This window comes from Blautia sp. MSJ-9 (assembly GCF_018919065.1).
In the GTDB taxonomy this organism is placed as follows: domain Bacteria; phylum Bacillota; class Clostridia; order Lachnospirales; family Lachnospiraceae; genus Blautia_A.
In genome coordinates, this window is the sequence record NZ_JAHLQG010000006.1 from 64,533 (window position 1) to 84,872 (window position 20,340).

Sequence of the window (20,340 nt, forward strand, 5' to 3'; positions counted from 1 at the left end):
CACTGAAACGTTAATGCAAATATGTACGGATACGTTAGTCCGGAATTTACGCCTATGGAGAGTACAAGAACTTGTGAGTAGATAGATATTTATATCTTCAAAAGCATACTCGTTGAAGTAGGAATGAAACATAGAAGTTTATAACTTTTTATAAGTTTTCAGTAACGGGAAGCGTATGGAACTGGATAATCTATGGAAAATTGAAACATATACGATGACAGATCAGGGAACAAGGGAATATCAGCAGGACGCAGCCAAAGCAGTCACGGATGGCAGATCTGCCATGGCAGTGCTCTGTGATGGAATGGGTGGTCTGAAACACGGAGAAATGGCTAGTGATCAGACTGTGCAGCATTTCCTGAGAGATCTGGAAGAGGCTTGGCCGATCCAGAACATTCCCGGGTTTCTGGAAGAAGAAGCCAGAAGGATGGATCGTCTGGTAAGTACTCTTACAGATGAACAACATCATAAGTTGGATGCAGGAACGACCATTGTGTCAGCAGTGATCTGCGAAGGCCTTCTGCACTGGATGTCTGTAGGTGACAGCAGACTGTATATTTTAAGAAATAAGCATCTTACACGTCTGACGAAAGACCACAACTATAAGACTATGCTGCGGGAGAATTTAAAAGCAGGAAAGGTTGATATAGATTTCTATAATTCAGAGATCAGCAGAGGAGAGGCGTTGACCAGTTATCTTGGTCTGGGAAATATCATTCTGATAGATACGAATGAGATTCCATTCCAACTGCAGGACGGGGACATCCTTCTGTTGTGCAGTGATGGACTGTACAAGACGCTGACAGAGGAGCAGATTGAGGCAGTCGTCACGGAAAGTGGAGGCAATATTTCTATTGCGGGAGAGAGACTACGAAAGACTGCAGGCAGATGGGGCAGAAATGGTCAGGATAATACGACAGTGATCCTGCTGAAAATCAGTCAGGATTGTGGATAACAGGAGGAGAAAGATATGCCGAAATGCATGAAATGTATGGAGGAATATGAGCAGACAGATTTCTGCCCATATTGTGGTAGAAAACGAGATGTAGCCTCCGTTTATACAGACCAGATTCCGGAAGAGACCATTTTGAACCGGCGTTTTATTATCGGAGATGCAGTGCGAAAAGACAGGATTGGATTTCTTTATATTGCCTGGGATGCACTTCTGGAACAGAAAGTTTATATCAGAGAGTGGTTTCCTGTTAAAACAGCATGCAGAGCTCAGGGACAGATTCAGGTGAAGAGTGAGGTAAGTCAGGATCTATGGAAACGTCTGGAAGATGTATTCCTTTCACATATGGAGAAACTGCATAAACGTCAGGATATTTCGCAACTCATTCCTGTGTATGCTTTCTTTCGGGAAAATAATACAGTATACAGTGTAATGGAATATGTAAATGGAATGACACTGCGTGAACTTCTGAGCAGGCAGAATCCTCTTAGTCTGCCGGTGGCAGAGAACATTATGGCGAAACTGCAGGATGCAGTGTCTGGGCTTCATCAGAACAAGATTATTCACGGAAACATTACGCCGGATAACATTATCCTGTGTCAGAATGGAGAAGTGAAACTGCTGGATCCATCATGGTCTGGTGACGCATTGGATGATATAAAGAATACTGTTTTCTGGAGTAGATATGTACCTGCTTCTTACAGAAAAGTACCGTTACAGAAGAGTACTGAAACAGATAAATACAGTATGGCAGCCGTTTTTTACAGGATGCTGACGGGAGAAGAACCCTATGGTGTTCTGAATGAAAATATGAAACGGAAGTTACCGCCTGTATCGGAGTTGGGCATTACAGTTCCGAAACAGACGGAGAAGCAGATCATGAAGGATCTGGGAGAGAATGAGAAAGAGGAAAAAGGATTCTTAAGCTTTTTTCATAGAAAATAAATGAGGGGAAAAGGTATGAGAGAAAGCGTTTTTATTTCTGTCATTGATCCGGAAGGCAGAATAAATAAAAGTGAGATTCCAGTTCAGAATACCCGGACGATCAGTCTTGGAAGGGAAATGGGTACAAATACTGTGCAGCTTCCTTTCCGGTTTGTATCAGGGAGACATGGAGAGATCACTTTTGAAGGAAATAAAATTTATTACAGAGATCTCAACAGCAGCAACGGGACGATTGTAGAGTCAGGCGGATTAAGAGGATTTCTCCACCAGACTGCCAGACGGGTGGAAATTCAGGATGGTGCGCTGCTGAGAATATCTGCAGGATTAGAAAATGATTCCATCACGGTTTTGTTTGATACAAAACAGGGCGAGGAAACGTGGAAGCGAATTCCTATCGGAAAAGCTCCGTTAACGATCGGACGAAGCAGCAAAAACGATGTGGTATTAAAAAGCAGTAATGTATCCAGACAGCATGCCATCATACAGGAAGAGGATGGAAAATGCGTGATACATAATCTAAAGAGCACAAACGGCCTTCTGGTGAATGGGCGTGGTGTACAGGATTCGGCTGTTTTGAAGAATCAGGATGAGATACAGATTCTGGATTATCGAATGATTTTTGCGGAGAAGTTTTTGCTGTTTAAGACAGTGGCAAAGGGCGTGGCGCTTGAGACACGAAATCTCCACAAGAGGGTTGGCAAACAGAAGAAAGTCATCTTAAATCATGTGAACTGCCAGATTGAGAGTAATGAATTTGTAGCGATCATCGGTGGTTCCGGTGCAGGCAAAACAACGCTGATGAATGCAATGAGCGGATTTGATAAGGATGTTCAGGGAGCGGTATTTCTCAATGGAATTAATCTGAGAGAGAATTTCCAGCATCTGAAAAGCATCATTGGCTATGTGCCGCAGCAGGATATTATTTACGAGAATCTGACTCTGCGGAAAATGCTCTATTATACAGCAAAATTAAAGATGTCTGCAGACACCACCAAAGATGAGATTGATGCAAAGATCGAAGAAGTTCTGGATATGGTGGAACTAAAAGAGCATGAGAACACTTATATCCGAAAAATGTCCGGCGGGCAGAAGAAGCGTGCAAGTATTGCCGTAGAACTTCTGGCAGATCCGAAACTGTTTTTCCTGGATGAACCTACATCAGGACTGGATCCTGGAACAGAGAAGAACCTGATGACCATTCTGAGTAAACTGTCAAAGACAAAGGACAAGACGATTATTATGGTTACGCATACGACCCAGAGTCTGGATATGTGTGATAAGATCATATTCATGGGACCGGGCGGGCGTTTGTGTTTCGTGGGAACCGCACAGCAGGCGCTGATGTTTTTCCAGACAGACAGTCTGGTCAATGTTTATAATATTATTGCGAAGGATCCGCAGTTCTGGGAAGAACAGTATGAACACTGCGTAGGCTCCGACAATCTCCCGGAACCGGAGAAAGAAAGAAAATCCGAGTTAAAAGAGAGAAAGACTTCGTGGATGCGGCAGCTTTTGTATCTGAGTCTCAGATATGCAGAACTGATCAAGAATGATCTGCCAAAGTTGTTCCTGACATTTCTGCAGCCGATATTAATTGGATTTTTGCTATATATTGTTTCGGAAGATGACATCTTTGATATTTATGAATCTACGAAATCTATGATGTTTGCGCTAAGCTGTTCGGCAATCTGGATGGGATTATTTAACTCAATTCAGGAAATCTGCAAAGAGCGAGTCATTATAAAGAGAGAATATATGGCAAACCTGAAGCTTCCGGTTTACATTCTTTCGAAGTTTATTATTCAGGCATTACTTGGACTGATCCAGAGTATTTTGCTGACGGCAGTATTTCTTATAACTGTAGGAAAATCTCATTCTGGAATCTTTTTCGATTCTTTTTACCTGGAAGTATTTTTTACAGTCTGGCTGACAGTGCTGGCTTCTATGGCAATGGGATTTATCGTCTCATCTCTTGTGAAGACAGGAGACAAAGCGATGGCAGTGGCACCATTTATCCTGATCGTACAGCTTCTGTTTTCAGGAATTCTGTTTAATTTAGAGGGAACTGGGGAATGGATTTCTTACCTTACTGTAAGCAGATGGTCTGTGGAATCGCTGGGAAGTATTGTGGATCTGAATGGAATGCAGCTTCGTATGCAGGAGCAGTTTCCGACACTGGAACATGCGGCAGAAGATTTCTTTGAATGTACGAAAGGACATTTGATGCAGTCATGGGGAATTCTGGCAGGTATGATGCTGATCTTCACTGTTGTCAGTGTTTTACTGCTTCGTAATGTGGCGAAGGACAGCAGATAAAAGAGATTATAAAAACAAAGGGAAATAAGGAGGAGAGAGCAAGTGGAACGAAAAAAAGAAGACAGGTCGTTGTTGATCTATATATTGTTATCAGTAGTTACCTGTGGGATTTATGGACTGATTTTTATGTGGAGTTTTACGAATGATCTGAATGATGTAAGCTCTGCGAAAGATCCGGACGGATGGAGATCACCGAATTTTATCATAGTGATCCTGCTCACGATTGTTACCTGTGGTATCTATAGCTGGTATTGGCTTTATAAAGTGGGAAATACGATCCAGAGATCCGGTGACGATTATGGAGTAAGGGTTGATGAGAGCGGAACAACACTTATTATGTGGTGTTTGCTGCTGGGAGTTGGAGTTTTTATTTCATATCATTTAATATTCAAGAATATGAATAAGATCTGCCGTAAATATAATGAAGAGTTTATTGATAATGCAGCATATGCTCAGGGTGGCTATGGAGATTCTTATGGTTATGACGCTGGGGGATACGGAAATTCCGGAAGTTCTGTTCAGAGTGGTTCTTCTCAGAAAAAGATATCAGTAGCTGCACAGCAGGAATCTGAGGAAACTACACAGATGGCAGGATGGACCATTGGAATGGCACATGGTGCACTTGTCTGCACGAAAGGCAGTATGCAGGGTGCAGAGATCAACATTCTGGATGGTGAGATGGTAACCATCGGCAGAGATGGTGCTGCAAGTAACCTGGTTCTCTCAGACAGAGATATCAGCAGACGTCACTGCACAGTTCAGTTTAATGCATCTGAGAACTGCTATTATGTGACAGATTATTCTTCTCTTGGAACAAGGATGAATGGCACTGTACAGCTTGAACGGGAAGTGCCGACAAGGTGCTCAAGAGGAACAAGGATCATCCTTGGACAGGGAAGCAATGAGTTTATTTTACAGTAAGGAAATGATAGGATGTCAGGGTTAAAAGAGATTTTGCCCCTGATTTGATATCAGGTTTAACCAAACTGCGAAGCAGTTATTTGGTTATGAGTAAGTAGCGAAGCGGATGATTTTAGCCGCTTGACCAGAACAGAGACAGAAATTGGAGGATAATACTATGAACTTACAGAAATGCGAAAACGGACACTTTTATGATGCAGATAAATATCAGACATGCCCTCACTGCCAGCAGATGAATGATGACCAGAAAACAATAGGAATGACAGTTCCAAATGATCAGCCGGCTCCGTCAGTTACACCGACTATGCCGCAGCAGCCTTTTGCATATGCAGGCGGAAATACTCCGAGTGATGACCAGAAAACAGTGGGAATTTTTTCACATGCTATTTCCGGAAATAAAGGAACACAGCCGGTTGTCGGATGGCTGGTGGGAATCCAGGGAGAGTGCATGGGACAGAGCTTCCAGCTTAGAGAAGGGAAGAACTTTGTCGGACGTGCCGAGGATATGGACGTTGTGATCAGAGGAGACCTGGCAGTTGCAAGACATCGTCACGCATGCGTGATCTTTGAGCCGCGTGCAGGTATTTTCTATGCACAGCCTGGAGAATCCCATGAACTGTTTTATCTGAATGACAATGTTGTGTTAAACAGCGAGATTCTGAAGAGTCACGATGTGATTACTCTGGGAGAGACAAGTCTTATGTTCATTCCACTCTGCGGACCGGATTTCAGCTGGGATAAATACAGAAATAAAGAAGCGAAATAGGACAGGCAGTCGGAGGAGTAAATGAAGATTGAAAATTTATGCATAAAATGCATGAAGGAAAAAGCCAGTCCGGAAGGAAGATGTGAGCACTGCGGATATGATCCGGCAGAAGATACGATTCCGCCCCATCATTTGTCGCCCTTTGTCATCCTTGAGGGAAAGTATCTCGTAGGAAAATCAATCGGTGAAGGTGGTTTTGGTATCACTTATATCGGTATGGACCTGAATCTGGAGATGCGCGTTGCTATTAAGGAGTATTATCCGAATGGCTGCGCAATCCGTGATACAAGCGGCAACAGCTGTACGGTTCAGTCATATTCCGGGGAAGCGCAGACTTTCTTTGAGACAGGAAGAGAGAAGTTTATCAATGAAGCTAAGATTCTTGCAAAATGTATTGACCTTCCGGAGATTGTTACAGTAAAGGATTTCTTTAAGGAAAATCATACGGCTTATATTGTAATGGAATTTCTTGAGGGGCAGACTTTAAAAGTCTACCTGAAAGAAAGAGGCGGAAGGATTTCTGCAACGGAAACGCTGAACATGATGAAACCTCTGATCCGGTCTCTCGGACAGGTACATAAGATGAATCTGATTCATCGTGATATCAGTCCGGATAATATTATGATCACCACAAATTATGAAGTGAAGATTCTGGATTTCGGCGGTGCGAGAGATTTCGGCTCAGCCAGGGGCAGAAGTATGTCGATCATGTTGAAGCCGGGCTATGCACCGGAGGAGCAGTATCGTACTCATGGAGAACAAGGGCCTTGGACAGATGTGTATGCATTATGTGCGACCATGTATCGATGCATTACCGGCCAGATACCGCCGGAATCTATGGAACGTACTTATCAGGATCATCTGAGACCAGTGACAGATTTTCAGCCGGATTGCCCGCGGGAAGTAAATTTTGCTATCTGTAAGGGTCTGAATGTTTACAAGGACGATCGCTGGCAGTCCATGGAGGAGCTTTATGACTGCCTGTATAATGGAAGAGCAAATGTACAACCAGAGGGTATTCAGGATTCTGATAATCATAATGGTCATAATAACCATAACAATAGTAATAATCGTGTTGTCAGGGAAGAAGGACAGGTCAGAGGAAGGCAGTATTATCCCAAAAAGCAGAATAATATGCTGCCGATCATGGCAGGAATTCTTGGTGTAGTTCTGATTGCTCTTCTGGCAGTATTTGGAGTAAATTATTATAAAGCTAAAATGGCTTCAGACAGTTCTTCTGGTTCTGTTGAGACAACAGCGAAGGCAGACAAGACGGATACAGAATCTGTAGATGAAGGTACAACGGATAAGAGTAAGGACTCTGATCAGAAGAAAAATTCAGAAACTGAAGATAAATCTGAAGAGGAGCCGGAACCAACACCGACATCGACGCCAATACCGACGCCAACAACGATTCCAAAAGTTGCGAGAATTAATATAGATAATGTTCAGGATAATCTGTTTGGATCAAAAGGTTCCGGAGCACAGGAGAGTCTGTACATGCGTGACTGTATTGAGGATGCTCCCCGTGGAACTGATGAGAAAAATACTGCTATGCCCGCAACTGGAATGGTTTCGGTTCCAATTTTGTATACACTTGCGGTGAAAATGGATGATCCGAACAGTGGAATTACTCTGAATACCCCGGTTACTTTTCAGTATACTTATGATACTAACAGCGGTGGCAGAGGACATCTTACTTCAGCACAGGCGGGTCAGCAGATGTCTGTTGATACACTTGTTCAGGCGATGCTAATGTACAGCGACAATAATGCAACTAATTCTCTGATCAGTTTTCTGACGCTGGAAGGAATCCAGCAAACATGCCAGGAAAATGAATTTACGAGTGTTGTGATGCGTCGTCAGATTGTTAAGGGTGGTACATCTGCAGACGACAATCTGATTTCTGCGAAGGATGCCGCAAATATGGTATATGATCTTTTTATGAATAAATACAGTGTGATAAATAGAGATTATCTGATGAATTATATGAGAATCTGTGACAATGCACAGAGACATGGAATTTTTCAGTCGGATACATTGTATAATGGAGGAACTTTCTGCAACCAGAATGGAATCAGACCGAATCCGGGAAGTGGTACTTATGCTGAGGTTGGAATCGTTCTGGCAGATGGACAGCAGTATGTTGTCTGCGTGATGTCAGATGGAGGAGACGCAGATCTGGCAGCTGATGAATTTTCAAAGGCAGTGGATTATATTCATGAATGTATGTTGGAAACTTATTAACTGTTCAGTATTTTGTTAATGTAACGATAAGTTACTAACTTGTTGGCACATCAAGTGTTGGATAATTACAGAATGAATTAAAGGAGGGGAGAGAAGTATGAATTGTCCAAAATGTGGTTCACCTGTGGGAAAAAATGATGAATATTGCGGCAGTTGCGGCTATCATTTAAATACATCGGGGGAAGAAAAACCGAAGAAAAAGAAATCAGGGCTTATGATTTTTACCATTTTTCTGGAAGTGATCGCTATTGTAGTGATTGTAGGCGCTATTTTCTTTGTGGTCCACGGTGATAAGGAGACAAAGAAAGATGGGGGAATACAGACGGAAGCAGATTTGAATTCTTCAGAGAAGAAGGAAAAAACTGATAGTTCCTCAAATGAAGGAGAAGACGGAAAATCAGACAGTTCCTCAAATGCAGTAGAACAGGAAGGATCCGATGGCACATCCGACACAGAAAATCATGCAGAACCGGCACCTGATGGAACTGCAAATCAGGATGCAGGAGCAGAGGTAGAAAAAATAACTTCCGCAGAACTGCTGGAAGATTCTGATTTATTAAAGAGCGTAAAGAAAACGTATACCAGAATTGGCAGCGGTGCGATCACAAAGGCAGATGCATCTTCAGTCATTGACCAGGATCTGGTTGGAAATGAGCCGATTAAAGCATTTGATGATAATGATAGTACGGACTGGCAGGAAGGCGTTGATGGCCCTGGTATTGGTGAATATCTGGAATTTACCTTTGATAAGTCTTATCCTGTAACTTACATGACATTTAAACTGGGCAATTGGCTGCCAGATAAGTCAGATAAGTATTACTGGGGAAACTGCAGGCCAAAAACTCTGCAGATTGATTCTGGAAATAACAGTTGGAATCTTACATTTCCTGATGGAAAACAGGAATTTCTGGTTCAGCTTAATCCGGAAACGGATATAAGTAATATAAAAATCACGATTCAGGATGTATATACCGACAGGATAGAATGGCAAGATACCGCAATCACGGATATTGGTCTGTGGTATAAAGAAGATTAGGCATTATTTACTGCTTATAGAGTAAGCAGTAACAATTAAGAATATGCTCCTGCAGAGAATAAATACTTTGCAGGAGCTTGCTGTGTATAAGCAGAGATTTACTTTTAGCAGAAGGAGGATACGAGATGTACTGCCCTAAATGTGGCAATAAGTTAAAAGACGACGATAAGTTCTGTACAAGCTGTGGATTTCAGATGGAAGAGGAAGAACAGGAAGAGAAATCTCCGATAGGATTAATTATTCTTGTTATCATTGCCCTAACGGCAATTGTAGCTTCCGGTATATTTATGTTCAGCCACCAGCGGAAACCTGAGGGAAAAACGGAAACAGTCAGCAGTACAGATAAGAAGAAACAGAATACGAATAAATCCGGGAATGGGGAAAAGAAAAGTGCAGAAAGTGCTCCAGCAGCTACGAATACTCCTGCACCGACCGATACTCCTATACCTACGGACACACCAGTACCAACAGAAGCTCCGGTACAGGTAGACCTGCCAGTCGATACTCCTACAGCAGAAACTCCACCGCCGGCAGAAAGCGAGGCGCAGCAGGTTACAAGGTCGGATCTGTATTGGCAGGCGAAGAATGAGATTGCACAGGTAGAAGCGCAGAGTGAGGAACCACTGAATCGTGCATTAACTGGCAGTCAGGCAGACAGTAATTCCGGATATACAGAATTATATGAAATCTGGGACAGAGAATTGAATGTTATCTGGGGATATTTGGAAGAAAGTCTGGATTCGGCAACTATGGAAGCGTTAAGGGATGAAGAGAAGGCATGGATCAATGATAAGGAACAGACGATGAATCAGATAAAAGAAGACTTTAACGGAAGTGCTGGAACATACGCAGCTGTGTATGGAGAAGGTTATACAAGAACCAGAGATCGTACATATTATCTTTTAGAAAAGCTTCCGTGATAGTAATCAGTTTATAATTATTTTATAATTTCGACAAAAAATAGGACTGGACAAATCAATTGTCTGGTCCTATAATAATATTCACCAGAGGTCTTCTGGTAATTCAATCCCGTCAGTTCGGCGGTAAATTCCACTTTTACTTAACGATAATATTGATATCAGGGTCAAAAGGACAAAAATCTGTTCGTGCTTGCACGATAAGGCGTTTGAACTTGGAATCCATCAAGCAAGACGAAAATTATAAGACTGGAGGGGATATCATATGTATTTTTTCACCTTTTTCCTGTAGCAGTAGCCGCAACAGCCATGGTTATGGATATTCGTACTGCGAAAGTTGATAATGGCTGGATTCTGTTTTCTATGTTTCTGGGACTGTCCGGCTGTATCTGGCAAAAAGGCATTGCAGGAATCTGCTCTTTTGCTGTGGGAAGTGTAGTACCTTTACTTCTTATCATTCTGTTTCTTTTTGGAATGATGGGCGCAGGAGACATTAAATTATTCTGTGCGCTGGGAGGGGTCATGGGCCCCGGAGCCATTTCAAGATGTATCTTTGTTTCTTTTCTGGCAGGTGCATGTATTGCAGCTGTACTTCTGATCATCAACCACAATTTCTGTGAACGAATCCTTTATTTTATCAAATATGTAGAGCACACGGTCAGCACGGGAAAGATTACTCCCTATCGGAGAAAAAGCATTTCTGCTCCGGAGAATTTCCATTTTACGATTCCTGTTTTTATAAGTGTGTTGTTATATGCAGGAGGTATCTATTGAAGAGAAATATTTTTGCAGTATGTGATCTGGAAGTAGATTATGCGCTGAACTTTATGGATTATATGAATCAGAAGAAGAATATCCCGTTTGAGATACAGGCATTTACAGCAGTAGAGAACCTGATCGCTTACGGAAAACATACACATATAGAGTTGCTGTTAATTTCCGGGCGGGCTATGTGCCGTGAAGTCCGGGAACTGGATATCGGTAAGATTATTATTCTGTCGGAGGGTGTGCATCCTCCGGAACTTGACCAGTATCCAAGTGTGTATAAATATCAGTCTTCTTCTGATGTACTCCGGGAAGTAATGGCATGTTACGGTGCCGAAAAGAAGTCCGTATCCGATCAGCTTGCAGTATTAAAGAAGACAACAGAAATAATAGGCGTATTTTCTCCTCTGGGACGTTGTCTGAAGACTTCTTTTGCATTGGCACTTGGTCAGATACTTGCCAGAGACCGGGCGGTTCTTTACCTGAACATGGAAGAATATTCTGGATTTGAGGAGCTGATGGGAAGAGGTTTTGCTCATAATCTGAGCGATCTTCTTTATTATGTGAGACAAGATAACCAGAATCTTTTGTATAAGATGAACAGTATGATACAGACCATCAATAACCTGGATTATATTCCGCCTGTGCAGATGCCGGCAGACATTCGCACAACATCCTGGCAGGACTGGGAGAGGCTTTTGCAGATGATCATGCTTGACAGTTCTTATGAAGTGATCGTACTGGATATTGGATGTGGGATTGATGAAAATTTCCAGTTACTTGATCTGTGTAAGAAAATCTATATGCCTGTATTGTCAGATGCTGTTTCCCAGTGCAAGATCGCCCAGTTTGAGAATCTGGTGCGGATCTGGGATTATCCTCAGATTTTGGAGAAAACGGAGAAGATAAGTCCGCCTTTTCACATGGTAACCGATCCGTCGCCAGCTTACATAGAACAACTGGTGTGGAGTGAACTGGGAGATTACGTGAGGAATCTTCTGAGAAAAGAAAATCAGAAAAAAGAAATCTGAAGACAGTTGTGGGAATGAAAGCCGGAGGAAAAAGGATGAACAAAGATGTATTTAGAACCTTACGCCAGATGCTGATGGAGGAACTGGATCTGTCCAGAGAACTGTCAGATAAAGAAATTCTGGATGTGATCGATGAATTGATCCTGAACCAGATAAAAGATGTCCGCCTTGCACTGAAAGAGAAAGTACAGCTTCGTCAGGAATTGTTTTATTCTGTCCGCAAGCTGGATGTATTGCAGGAACTGGTGGATGATGAGACTATCACTGAAATTATGGTAAACGGACCTGACACCATCTTTGTAGAGCGGGCCGGCAGACTGACCAGGTGGCATAAGAGTTTCACTTCTGCGGAGAAGCTGGGGGATGTGATCCAGCAGATCGTAGGTAAATGCAACCGTGTGATCAATGAATCCATGCCTATCGTGGATGCCAGACTGGAGAACGGTTCCAGAGTGAACGCGGTAATTTATCCGGTAGCTTTAAATGGCCCAATCCTTACGATCAGGCGTTTTCCCGAACACCCCATTACAATGGAGAAGCTAATCGCACTGGGAAGCATTACGCAGGAATGCGCAGAGTTTCTGCAGAAACTGGTGAAGGCAAGATATTCCATGATCATAGGCGGAGGAACCGGAAGCGGCAAGACAACATTTCTTGCCGCTATGTCAGAATATATTCCCAAGGATGAAAGACTGATCACCATCGAAGATAATGCAGAGCTTCGCATCAGGGGAATTGACAATCTGGTTCGTCTGGAAGCCAAGATGGCAAATATGGAGGGCGCGGTGTCGGTTACGATCAGAGATCTGATCAAGTCTGCGCTTCGAATGCGCCCTGACAGGATCATTGTGGGAGAAGTCAGAGGCGGAGAGGCAATGGATATGCTTCAGGCATTGAATACAGGGCATGAAGGGTCGCTGTCTACTGCCCATGCCAATTCTGCCAGAGACATGCTGTCCCGACTGGAAACAATGGTTTTGATGGGCGTTGATCTGCCGCTGGAAGCGATACGAAGACAGATTGCATCCGGTGTGGATATTCTGGTACATTTGGGGAGAATGAGGGACAAGTCAAGAAAATTATTGGAGGTAACTGAAGTGTGCGGATTCGAAAACGGTGAGATCCGGATTCGGCCGCTGTATCAATGGCAGGAGGGAAAAGGTCTTGTGAAGACTGCGTCTCTCCTCCATGTGGAAAAACTGGAAAGAGCGGGGATTGAACTATGAAAGGGAAAGAAAAAGAACAACGTTATCTGAAGCGGGATTATGAGCATTATTGCTTTTCACCCAGGGAGTTTCTGAAATATACAGGTCAGGCACTGGCATTATGTATTATGGCAGATTATCTTTTTTACAGAAGTGTGTGGGTATTGCTTCTTGCATTTCCTGTGGTTGTATTTTATCTGAAATGGCAGCAGAACCGGATGATCAGAGAGAGAAGAAAGAATCTGAACTATCAGTTCAAAGATGCACTGACGTCCCTAAGTGTTGCAGTTCAGGCAGGATATTCGGTGGAGAGTGCAGTGAAAACCTGTATTCGGGATCTGGAACGATTGTATGGAAAGGGTACAGATATTGTGGAGGAATTCCGCTATATCGAGAGCCAGCAGCACATCAGTGTTCCGCTGGAAGAATTGTTTCTGGATCTTGGAGAGAGAAGCCAGGTAGAAGATATTGAAAACTTTGCATCTGTGTTTTATACAGCTAAGCGTACCGGCGGAGATATGAACCGGGTTATTCAGAAAGTAACACGTATGCTGGGAGATAAGATTGATGTGAAGAAAGAAATAGAGGCGACACTGGCAGCCAAGAAATCTGAGCAGATGATCATGAGTCTTATGCCTGCAGGAATTATTCTGTATCTGCAGATGACCTCACCGGGCTTCTTAAGTGTTCTTTATGGAAATCCCTTTGGAATTGTAGCAATGAGTATCTGTCTCGCAATTTATGCGACTGCATACTGGCTTGGCAGAAGGATTGTAGATATTGAGGTGTGACAGTACAAATGTGGGTACATGTTGTCATTTTTGTCATGATTCTGTGTGCACTGATCGGATGGAAAAAAGGATGGATTCCATCTTCCGGAATCGGAGGAAAGGAAGGAATCAGACTTTTTGCAGCAGTAGCAATATCCGGGAATCTGCTTGGCATGATTCTTACCGCAGGAAACGGCGGACAGGTGTATCCTCAGGGATACCGTCTGGAAAAGGAGGATACAGGATCATATGAGAAGGAATTTATGGTATCCGTGGATGGAGAGAAACCGGTCTCCATGTATATACAGGTACCGGAAAAGGAACAGGAAGAACAGGAAACACCGAAACAGGATAAGAAACTGACCAGAAAAGAGCAGGCAAAGAAAGATCTGGCAGAGGCAGTGGCCCGATATAATGAGCAGCAGAATGATCCGGACTATTATTATCTTCCGGATACGCTGAATGGAAAAAAGGTAAAGTGGGAAATCCCTGCAGATAATTCCGGTATGCTTCTGACCGGGCTGTTTCTTATAGCCGCAATGGTAATCCTGGTAATGAAAGGCAGAGAAGAACAGGTACAGCTTCAGAAACGGTATGAAGAACTGCTTATGGATTATCCCGGACTGATCATGAAGTTTACACTTCTTGTTCAGGCAGGAATGACAGTAAGAAAGGCATTCCAGAAAATCGCATTGGATTATAGCAGAAAGAAGAAACGAAAACCGCGGCCTGCCTATGATGAGATACGAGTCATCTGTTATGAAATGGAAAGCGGAGTTTCTGAGAGTGAAGCATACAGAAGGTTTGGAGAGAGATGTGGACAGGCAAAATATAAGACTTTTGCTACACTTCTGATTCAGAACCTCCAGAAGGGAAGCAGACAGATGGCAGATATGCTGGAACGGGAGTCTATGGAAGCGTGGGAAGAGCGTAAGAGAAAAGCCCGTGTTCTGGGAGAAGCTGCTGCAACGAAGCTTCTGATCCCGATGATCATGATGTTGATGGTCGTAATGGCAATTGTGATGATACCTGCGTTTCTGTCCTTTTATGGAGGAACCTGATCTAAGAAGTGCCTGAAAATGGTGTTGTATTGGAAAGTATGCTGTTGCGCACGAAATAGACATTAATATTAGAGTTATAGTTTGCAAGATGTGAAACAGGATATAAACGAAACATACGGAGGAAGAATATGGGACAATTGATGCAAAGTGTGAAAAGACAAAACGGACTGCTGCGAAGATTTGCAGAGGAAGAAGATGCTGTAGGTGTTGTGGAGATCATTTTAATTCTTGTAGTCCTGATCGGACTTGTCATTATTTTCAAAGAGCAGCTGACCAATCTGGTACAGAGCATTCTTTCAAAGATCGCGAAACAGAGTAATTCTATCTGATAAAAGTTTACCCGTTGAATACAAAAAAGAGAAGGAGGTGTACTTCCTGTATGAAGTGTCATAAAGAGAAAAAAGGAAGCATTACTGTATTTCTGGCACTGATCCTCAGTCTGCTTCTGTCACTGGTGTGTACAAGCATAGAATCTGTGCGTATGGCATCTGCCCGAACACAGATCCTGAACAGTATGGATATCGGACTGTACTCTGTATTTGGACAGTATGATAAGAAACTCCTGGAGGAGTATGACTTGTTTGCACTTGACGGCTCTATGGGAGGCGGGATGTTGAACCTTGCAAAGATTTGTGACAATCTAGAATCCTATATGAAACCTGTCCTTAAGCAGAACAGCCAGAAACTCAGTCTGCATCAGAGCGGACTGACCGGTTATCGTCTTCTGACAGATAATGGTGGAGAAGTTTTTTATCAGCAGATTGTGCAGTATATGCAGGAAACTCTTGGCAGTCAGGGAGTACAGGCCCTTCTTAACCGAATGTCTGACCGTGAGAAGAAAACGAAGGAAGCAGATTTGAAGGCGAGTCAGGCAGAAGCAGGAGGTTCTATCGACAGGTATGATTCAGAAATGAATCAGGCTTCGCAAAAAAGCCAGCAGGCAGCGGAAGAAGCTGCAAAGAATCAGCAGGGAAATAATGCAGACAATTCTTCAGGACAGCAGTTTGGAGATGGAACGACACAGCCGGTACCTGCACAGGAACCGGTGAATAATCCGATTACTGTTATTAAAAGAATTATGAAGATGGGAGTTCTGGAACTGGTGCTGCCATCCGGACGTGGGATTTCCACGCATACAGTCAGCAGAAATACGCTGGTTTCAGGGAGACAGTTGCAGCAGGGAATGGAGATGCCGGATGGACTGACAACAGAGAACAGTTATACTTCAGGTGTACTATTTCAACAGTATATGATGAATCATCTGGGAAATTATATAAATCCGTCAGACAAAGGTCTGGCATATCAGATGGAATATATTTTCGCAGGGAAAGACAATGATATGGATAACCTGAAAGCTGTAGCAACGAAACTTTTGTTTATCAGAGAGGGTGTAAACTTTGCCAGTCTGATGGCAGACAGTGCAAAGAGAACAGAAGCGCAGGCTCTTGCCACAGCTATTGCAGCCGGATTTCTGATTCCGCCGGCAGCCGTGGTGATTGAGACAGCGCTGCTATTATGCTGGGCATTCGCAGAGAGTGTACTGGATGTACGAGAACTTTTTGCAGGAGGAAAGATTCCGCTGGTAAAGACTTCTGCAGATTGGCAGATTTCCTTGGCAAATCTCTCTAATCTGATGGAAGGATTGGATTCTATGAGAAAAAACGATGATCATGGAATGTCCTATGAAGACTATATTCAGGTGCTGGTTTTGTCAGTTTCGAAGGAAAAGAAGGTAATGAGAGGAATGGATATGGTTGAGAATACGATCAGAAATAATGGCAGAGCACATTTTTGTATGGATTCTTGTATTGTGGCTTTGGAAGCGTTTGCAGATATCAAAGCTAATAAGAAAAAGGAATTTCATGTGGTTCGACAATATTGCTATGAATGATCATAGAAACAAGCTTCAGAAAAGAGGTGTGAAAAGATGCTTTTACAGAAAAAAAGCAAAGGGACTAGAGAAAGCAGAAAAAAAGATGACAAAAATTATGAAAGGAGGAGTTGCTCTCGAAGAAATATTTTTTCCTTTTTATCCCCGAAAAAAGGAAGAAATAAATACAGCTTGAAGGTTGATTGGAAAGCTAATCTTTCTGTAAAAGCACCTTTTGATCTCTCTTTTCTGAAAAGGATGTTTTTTAAGAAGAGTGCTTTGAAAAGGGGAAGTCTGGCAGTGGAGACTGCGTTGGCGCTTCCATTGTTTTTTCTGGGAATGGTCACATTGATATCCTTTATGGATATTTATAAGCTTCAAACAGAACATCTGACAAGCTTATGTACAAGAGCAAAACAGACAGGAATGTATGCCTGTCTTGCGGGAGATAACGGCCCGGAGAATATTACTTTGCCGGATATATATACTTATAAGCCGTTTGGTGGTCTGCTCCCTCTTCCAGGTGTTGTGATCTATAACCATGTAAAAGTTCATGCATGGACTGGAACAGAGTTTCCTGATAATGGAGGTGAACAGGGAGAAGTAGAACAGATGGTATATGTGACAGCATCTGGAAGTGTCTATCACAAAAATCCTGGATGTAGTTATCTAAATGTTTCTCTGAAACAGATTCCGGGAAGTTCTGTAAAGTCTGCAAGTAATCAATACGGAGAGCGCTATTCTGCCTGTGAAACCTGTAGCAGAAATCAGAATCCGGCAGGGGTAGTGTATGTCACGGAACAGGGAAACAGATATCATAATCTGGAGTCCTGCAGTGGGTTGAAGCGTTCAGTAAAACTGGTAAAATCTTCCACAGTTTCCGGAATGAGTGCATGCAGCAGATGTGGATAAAACATATAAAAATTAAAGCGGATAAGAAGTAAAGTGGATAAGAATCAGGAGAGAGGGATATGGAAGTAAACTGTATAAAAGAAGCATGTATACTGGCATTTCTGGGAGTGAATTCCTGGATTGATATCCGGAGAAAGCAGATTTCTCTGCTAATCACTGTTGTATTTGCCGGGGGAGGGATAATCTGGACGATACGCACCGGGAGTGATGCACTGGATTTCCTGCTATGTGCGGGGACTGGACTTGGATTTGTGGGAATCAGCATTTTTACGGAGGGATCAGTGGGAATGGGAGATGGGTGGATTCTTATGGCGCTGGGAACTATGATGCGTCCTGCGGAATTTTTCACCATGCTTTTTGTGGGAATGCTGTGCAGTGCTGGATTTGCAGGAATTATGCTGATGGTATTTCGTGGGAAAGGCCACATGGAGATCCCGTTTGTGCCATTTTTGCTGGCAGGATATCTTGGAGGGATTTTGCTATGAAAAAAATCATTATGAGAAATAGAAATATAATAAAAAAGGTCAGTAAGGGAAGCCTGACAGTAGAAACTGCCTGCGTTATGCCGTTGATTTTGCTGGTGTTGATGGGATTGATCTATCTGAGTTTCTTTGTACATAACAGAGCCTGGCTTACAGCGGCTGCTTATGAATCAGCAATCAGCGGAAGTATGGAAGGAATCCGAAAGAACGGAGAAGTGTATGAGACTGCCAGAATGCGCAGTGAAGAGCTTGGAAGTACAGGCTTCTTTGGGGCAGAGAATCTGAGTACACAGACAAATGTGGGGAAGGAAGTGCAGGTAACCTATGATCTTGATACGATTTCTTCATATGGGAATCTGAGCTGGCATTTAAGGATAGAAGGAACTTCTGCCATTATCAATCCTGTAAAACATATTCGAAAACTAAGAGCGGCAGCAGCTGTTCTAAAGGGGATGGGGGACTAAGATGCGGACAGAATATAAGAGAGATATGAACCACAATTATTTGATCCTTTACGGAGAAGAGGAGATTAATACAGACTCCTATCAGGTGAGAATGCTGGTGGGAAATGTAATCCCCTCTCTTCTGAAATGCAGGATTCAGGGAATGGATGGAAGATTTCTTGTGTACTTTGATATTACCTCTAAACAGGCATTGAACGTTTTATATGAAGAGAAAAAGATGGAGATTGAAGATCTCCGTCTGATTTTTGGTGGTTTTGTTAAAGCTATGGAGGATGCGGCGGAATATCTGATGAACCCCGGACAGTTTATTATAGCGCCGGAATATATTTATACAGATATTGAAAAACAGCAGATTTATTTCTGCATGATGCCAGGATACGAAAAAGATATCAGAGAACAGTTTCAGCGTCTGACGGAGTATATCCTTCCCAAAATTGATCATCAGGACGGGGAGGCTGTGATTCTGGGATACGGTGTATATAAGAGAGCGATGGAAGACAGTTTTCATCTGGAACACATTAAAGAAGAACTATATAAAGTTCAGGGAACATCGACATTGCCAAAAGAAGAGAACACAGAAGCCAGGACAGGACAAAAACAAGATTTTCAGGAGTTTTCAATGGAAGAAAGACTTCAGGAAGAAAGACTCTGGGAAGCTGGAACTGTACAGGAAGAGTTTATAAGAGAAGGTGAAGCGACAGAGAAGCCTGGAATGATAAAGAAGGGAGTGATTATAATACTGGCAGCATTGTTGCTCTGCGGAATAACGGCAGTTACTCTGATGGGATATCTGCCATATATAGAAACCGGAGTTGTTATGGGAGGAATTCTTGTACTGGCAGCATGCACAATGTTGGTCGTACGTATTGTACGCAGGGGAAAGAAACCGGATACTTTACAGCAGAGATCTGCGGAGAAAAAAGGTCGAATTTCAATTAGAAATTCTGCAAATGTAAAGAAAGAAGAAGCGGATTGGAAAATTTTTGAACAGTATCCGAATTTAACTGAAACCGAAAAAGAAGAGAAATGGGAAAAACGATTCTATGAAACCATGAAAGAAGAACTGGAAAGTCCGAATCGATATCCAGACTCAAAGCCAGAGATTTCCAAAACTTTGCAGCCTCATGCGGACTATGGAGAAACTGTAGTTTTGTCTGCGGGAGCAGTATCCGGTCCGGCTAGTCTGGTGAGCAAAGAACCGGGAGAGCTGGCGACCATTTATCTGAATGAAGATATGACTGTGATCGGAAAACTGGAGACTGCCTGTGATGCAGTGATCAGTCTGCCGACAGTAAGCCGTATCCATGCGAAAATCCGAAAGCGGGAAGAAGAATATTATCTTACAGATATGAATTCAAGGAACGGAACAGCGGTAAACGGAAGACTTCTTCTTCCAGATGAAGAATATCAGCTGCAACCGGAAGATGAAGTGGACTTTGCACAGGCAAGATACATATTTCTGGCATAAATGTTTTGAAAAAATACAAAATGTCTGATACAATTAAGAATAGTAATTCAGGAAAATATTGCTAATTCTTTATAGAAGAATTTGTTATGTGAATTGCTGAAGATGATTGTGTATGAAAAGCGTAACTATTCAGCACCTCGCGGAATAGTAGACTGCTGAATAGTTACGAAAAAACAACAAAACAGAATAAAACAGACAGAAAAGAGGTAAAT

General features: G+C 42.7%; 20 protein-coding genes. All 20 read left to right on the top strand.

Annotated elements, in window-relative coordinates; all coding sequences use genetic code 11:
* The first annotated feature begins 175 nt into the window (after positions 1–175).
* The 20 genes from KQI87_RS01345 (at position 176) to KQI87_RS01435 (ending at position 20,128) form a co-directional block, all read left to right on the top strand.
* Entirely contained in the window at positions 176–955 is a 780-nt protein-coding gene (locus KQI87_RS01345) for a PP2C family protein-serine/threonine phosphatase (RefSeq protein ID WP_216458582.1), read from the top strand.
* 15 nt (positions 956–970) lie between these two features.
* Complete coding sequence (locus KQI87_RS01350; RefSeq protein WP_216458583.1) at positions 971–1,897, top strand: serine/threonine protein kinase; 927 nt, start codon at positions 971–973, stop codon at positions 1,895–1,897.
* A gap of 15 nt (positions 1,898–1,912) precedes the next feature.
* Positions 1,913–4,213 carry an ATP-binding cassette domain-containing protein gene (locus KQI87_RS01355; protein WP_216458584.1) on the top strand — a complete coding sequence of 767 codons (2,301 nt, stop codon included), beginning with the start codon at positions 1,913–1,915 and terminating at the stop codon, positions 4,211–4,213.
* Positions 4,214–4,255: 42 nt separating this feature from the next.
* Complete coding sequence (locus KQI87_RS01360) at positions 4,256–5,134, top strand: DUF4234 domain-containing protein (RefSeq protein WP_216458585.1); 879 nt, start codon at positions 4,256–4,258, stop codon at positions 5,132–5,134.
* A 157-nt stretch (positions 5,135–5,291) separates the two neighbouring features.
* The gene (locus KQI87_RS01365; protein WP_049946876.1) at positions 5,292–5,900 is read left to right on the top strand and encodes an FHA domain-containing protein; all 609 of its coding nucleotides are present in this window, start codon (positions 5,292–5,294) and stop codon (positions 5,898–5,900) included.
* Between the two features lie 21 nt (positions 5,901–5,921).
* A complete protein-coding gene (locus KQI87_RS01370; RefSeq protein WP_216458586.1) occupies positions 5,922–8,147 on the top strand; it encodes a protein kinase domain-containing protein in 2,226 nt (741 codons plus the stop codon).
* Between the two features lie 97 nt (positions 8,148–8,244).
* Positions 8,245–9,183, top strand: coding sequence for a zinc ribbon domain-containing protein (locus KQI87_RS01375; protein ID WP_216458587.1), 939 nt, complete (start codon positions 8,245–8,247; stop codon positions 9,181–9,183).
* Between the two features lie 125 nt (positions 9,184–9,308).
* Positions 9,309–10,103: a lysozyme inhibitor LprI family protein gene (locus KQI87_RS01380; protein ID WP_216458588.1), complete on the top strand. Its 795-nt coding sequence runs from the start codon at positions 9,309–9,311 to the stop codon at positions 10,101–10,103.
* Between the two features lie 255 nt (positions 10,104–10,358).
* Complete coding sequence (locus tag KQI87_RS01385) at positions 10,359–10,874, top strand: prepilin peptidase (RefSeq protein WP_216458617.1); 516 nt, start codon at positions 10,359–10,361, stop codon at positions 10,872–10,874.
* Positions 10,871–11,896 (top strand): hypothetical protein, encoded by a 1,026-nt coding sequence (locus tag KQI87_RS01390; protein WP_253292316.1) that lies wholly within the window; start codon positions 10,871–10,873, stop codon positions 11,894–11,896. The genes KQI87_RS01385 and KQI87_RS01390 overlap by 4 nt, the downstream gene beginning before the upstream one ends.
* 35 nt (positions 11,897–11,931) lie before the next feature.
* A complete protein-coding gene (locus KQI87_RS01395) occupies positions 11,932–13,122 on the top strand; it encodes a CpaF family protein (RefSeq protein WP_216458589.1) in 1,191 nt (396 codons plus the stop codon).
* Positions 13,119–13,892 carry a type II secretion system F family protein gene (locus tag KQI87_RS01400; protein ID WP_216458590.1) on the top strand — a complete coding sequence of 258 codons (774 nt, stop codon included), beginning with the start codon at positions 13,119–13,121 and terminating at the stop codon, positions 13,890–13,892. Before KQI87_RS01395 ends, KQI87_RS01400 begins: the two co-directional genes overlap by 4 nt.
* A gap of 8 nt (positions 13,893–13,900) precedes the next feature.
* Positions 13,901–14,932: a type II secretion system F family protein gene (locus KQI87_RS01405; RefSeq protein WP_216458591.1), complete on the top strand. Its 1,032-nt coding sequence runs from the start codon at positions 13,901–13,903 to the stop codon at positions 14,930–14,932.
* 140 nt (positions 14,933–15,072) lie between these two features.
* Complete coding sequence (locus tag KQI87_RS01410; RefSeq protein ID WP_216458619.1) at positions 15,073–15,261, top strand: Flp1 family type IVb pilin; 189 nt, start codon at positions 15,073–15,075, stop codon at positions 15,259–15,261.
* 50 nt (positions 15,262–15,311) lie between these two features.
* Positions 15,312–16,823, top strand: coding sequence for a DUF5702 domain-containing protein (locus KQI87_RS01415; protein ID WP_253292317.1), 1,512 nt, complete (start codon positions 15,312–15,314; stop codon positions 16,821–16,823).
* On the top strand, positions 16,816–16,998 hold the full coding sequence (locus KQI87_RS16460; RefSeq protein WP_253292318.1) for a hypothetical protein: 183 nt from the start codon (positions 16,816–16,818) through the stop codon (positions 16,996–16,998). The genes KQI87_RS01415 and KQI87_RS16460 overlap by 8 nt, the downstream gene beginning before the upstream one ends.
* An 83-nt stretch (positions 16,999–17,081) precedes the next feature.
* Positions 17,082–17,714: a TadE/TadG family type IV pilus assembly protein gene (locus tag KQI87_RS01420; protein WP_253292319.1), complete on the top strand. Its 633-nt coding sequence runs from the start codon at positions 17,082–17,084 to the stop codon at positions 17,712–17,714.
* A gap of 59 nt (positions 17,715–17,773) precedes the next feature.
* Complete coding sequence (locus KQI87_RS01425) at positions 17,774–18,199, top strand: prepilin peptidase (RefSeq protein WP_216458593.1); 426 nt, start codon at positions 17,774–17,776, stop codon at positions 18,197–18,199.
* The gene (locus tag KQI87_RS01430; protein ID WP_253292320.1) at positions 18,196–18,660 is read left to right on the top strand and encodes a TadE family protein; all 465 of its coding nucleotides are present in this window, start codon (positions 18,196–18,198) and stop codon (positions 18,658–18,660) included. Before KQI87_RS01425 ends, KQI87_RS01430 begins: the two co-directional genes overlap by 4 nt.
* 1 nt (position 18,661) lies before the next feature.
* Positions 18,662–20,128 (top strand): DUF6382 domain-containing protein, encoded by a 1,467-nt coding sequence (locus KQI87_RS01435; RefSeq protein WP_216458594.1) that lies wholly within the window; start codon positions 18,662–18,664, stop codon positions 20,126–20,128.
* Positions 20,129–20,340 lie beyond the last annotated feature (212 nt).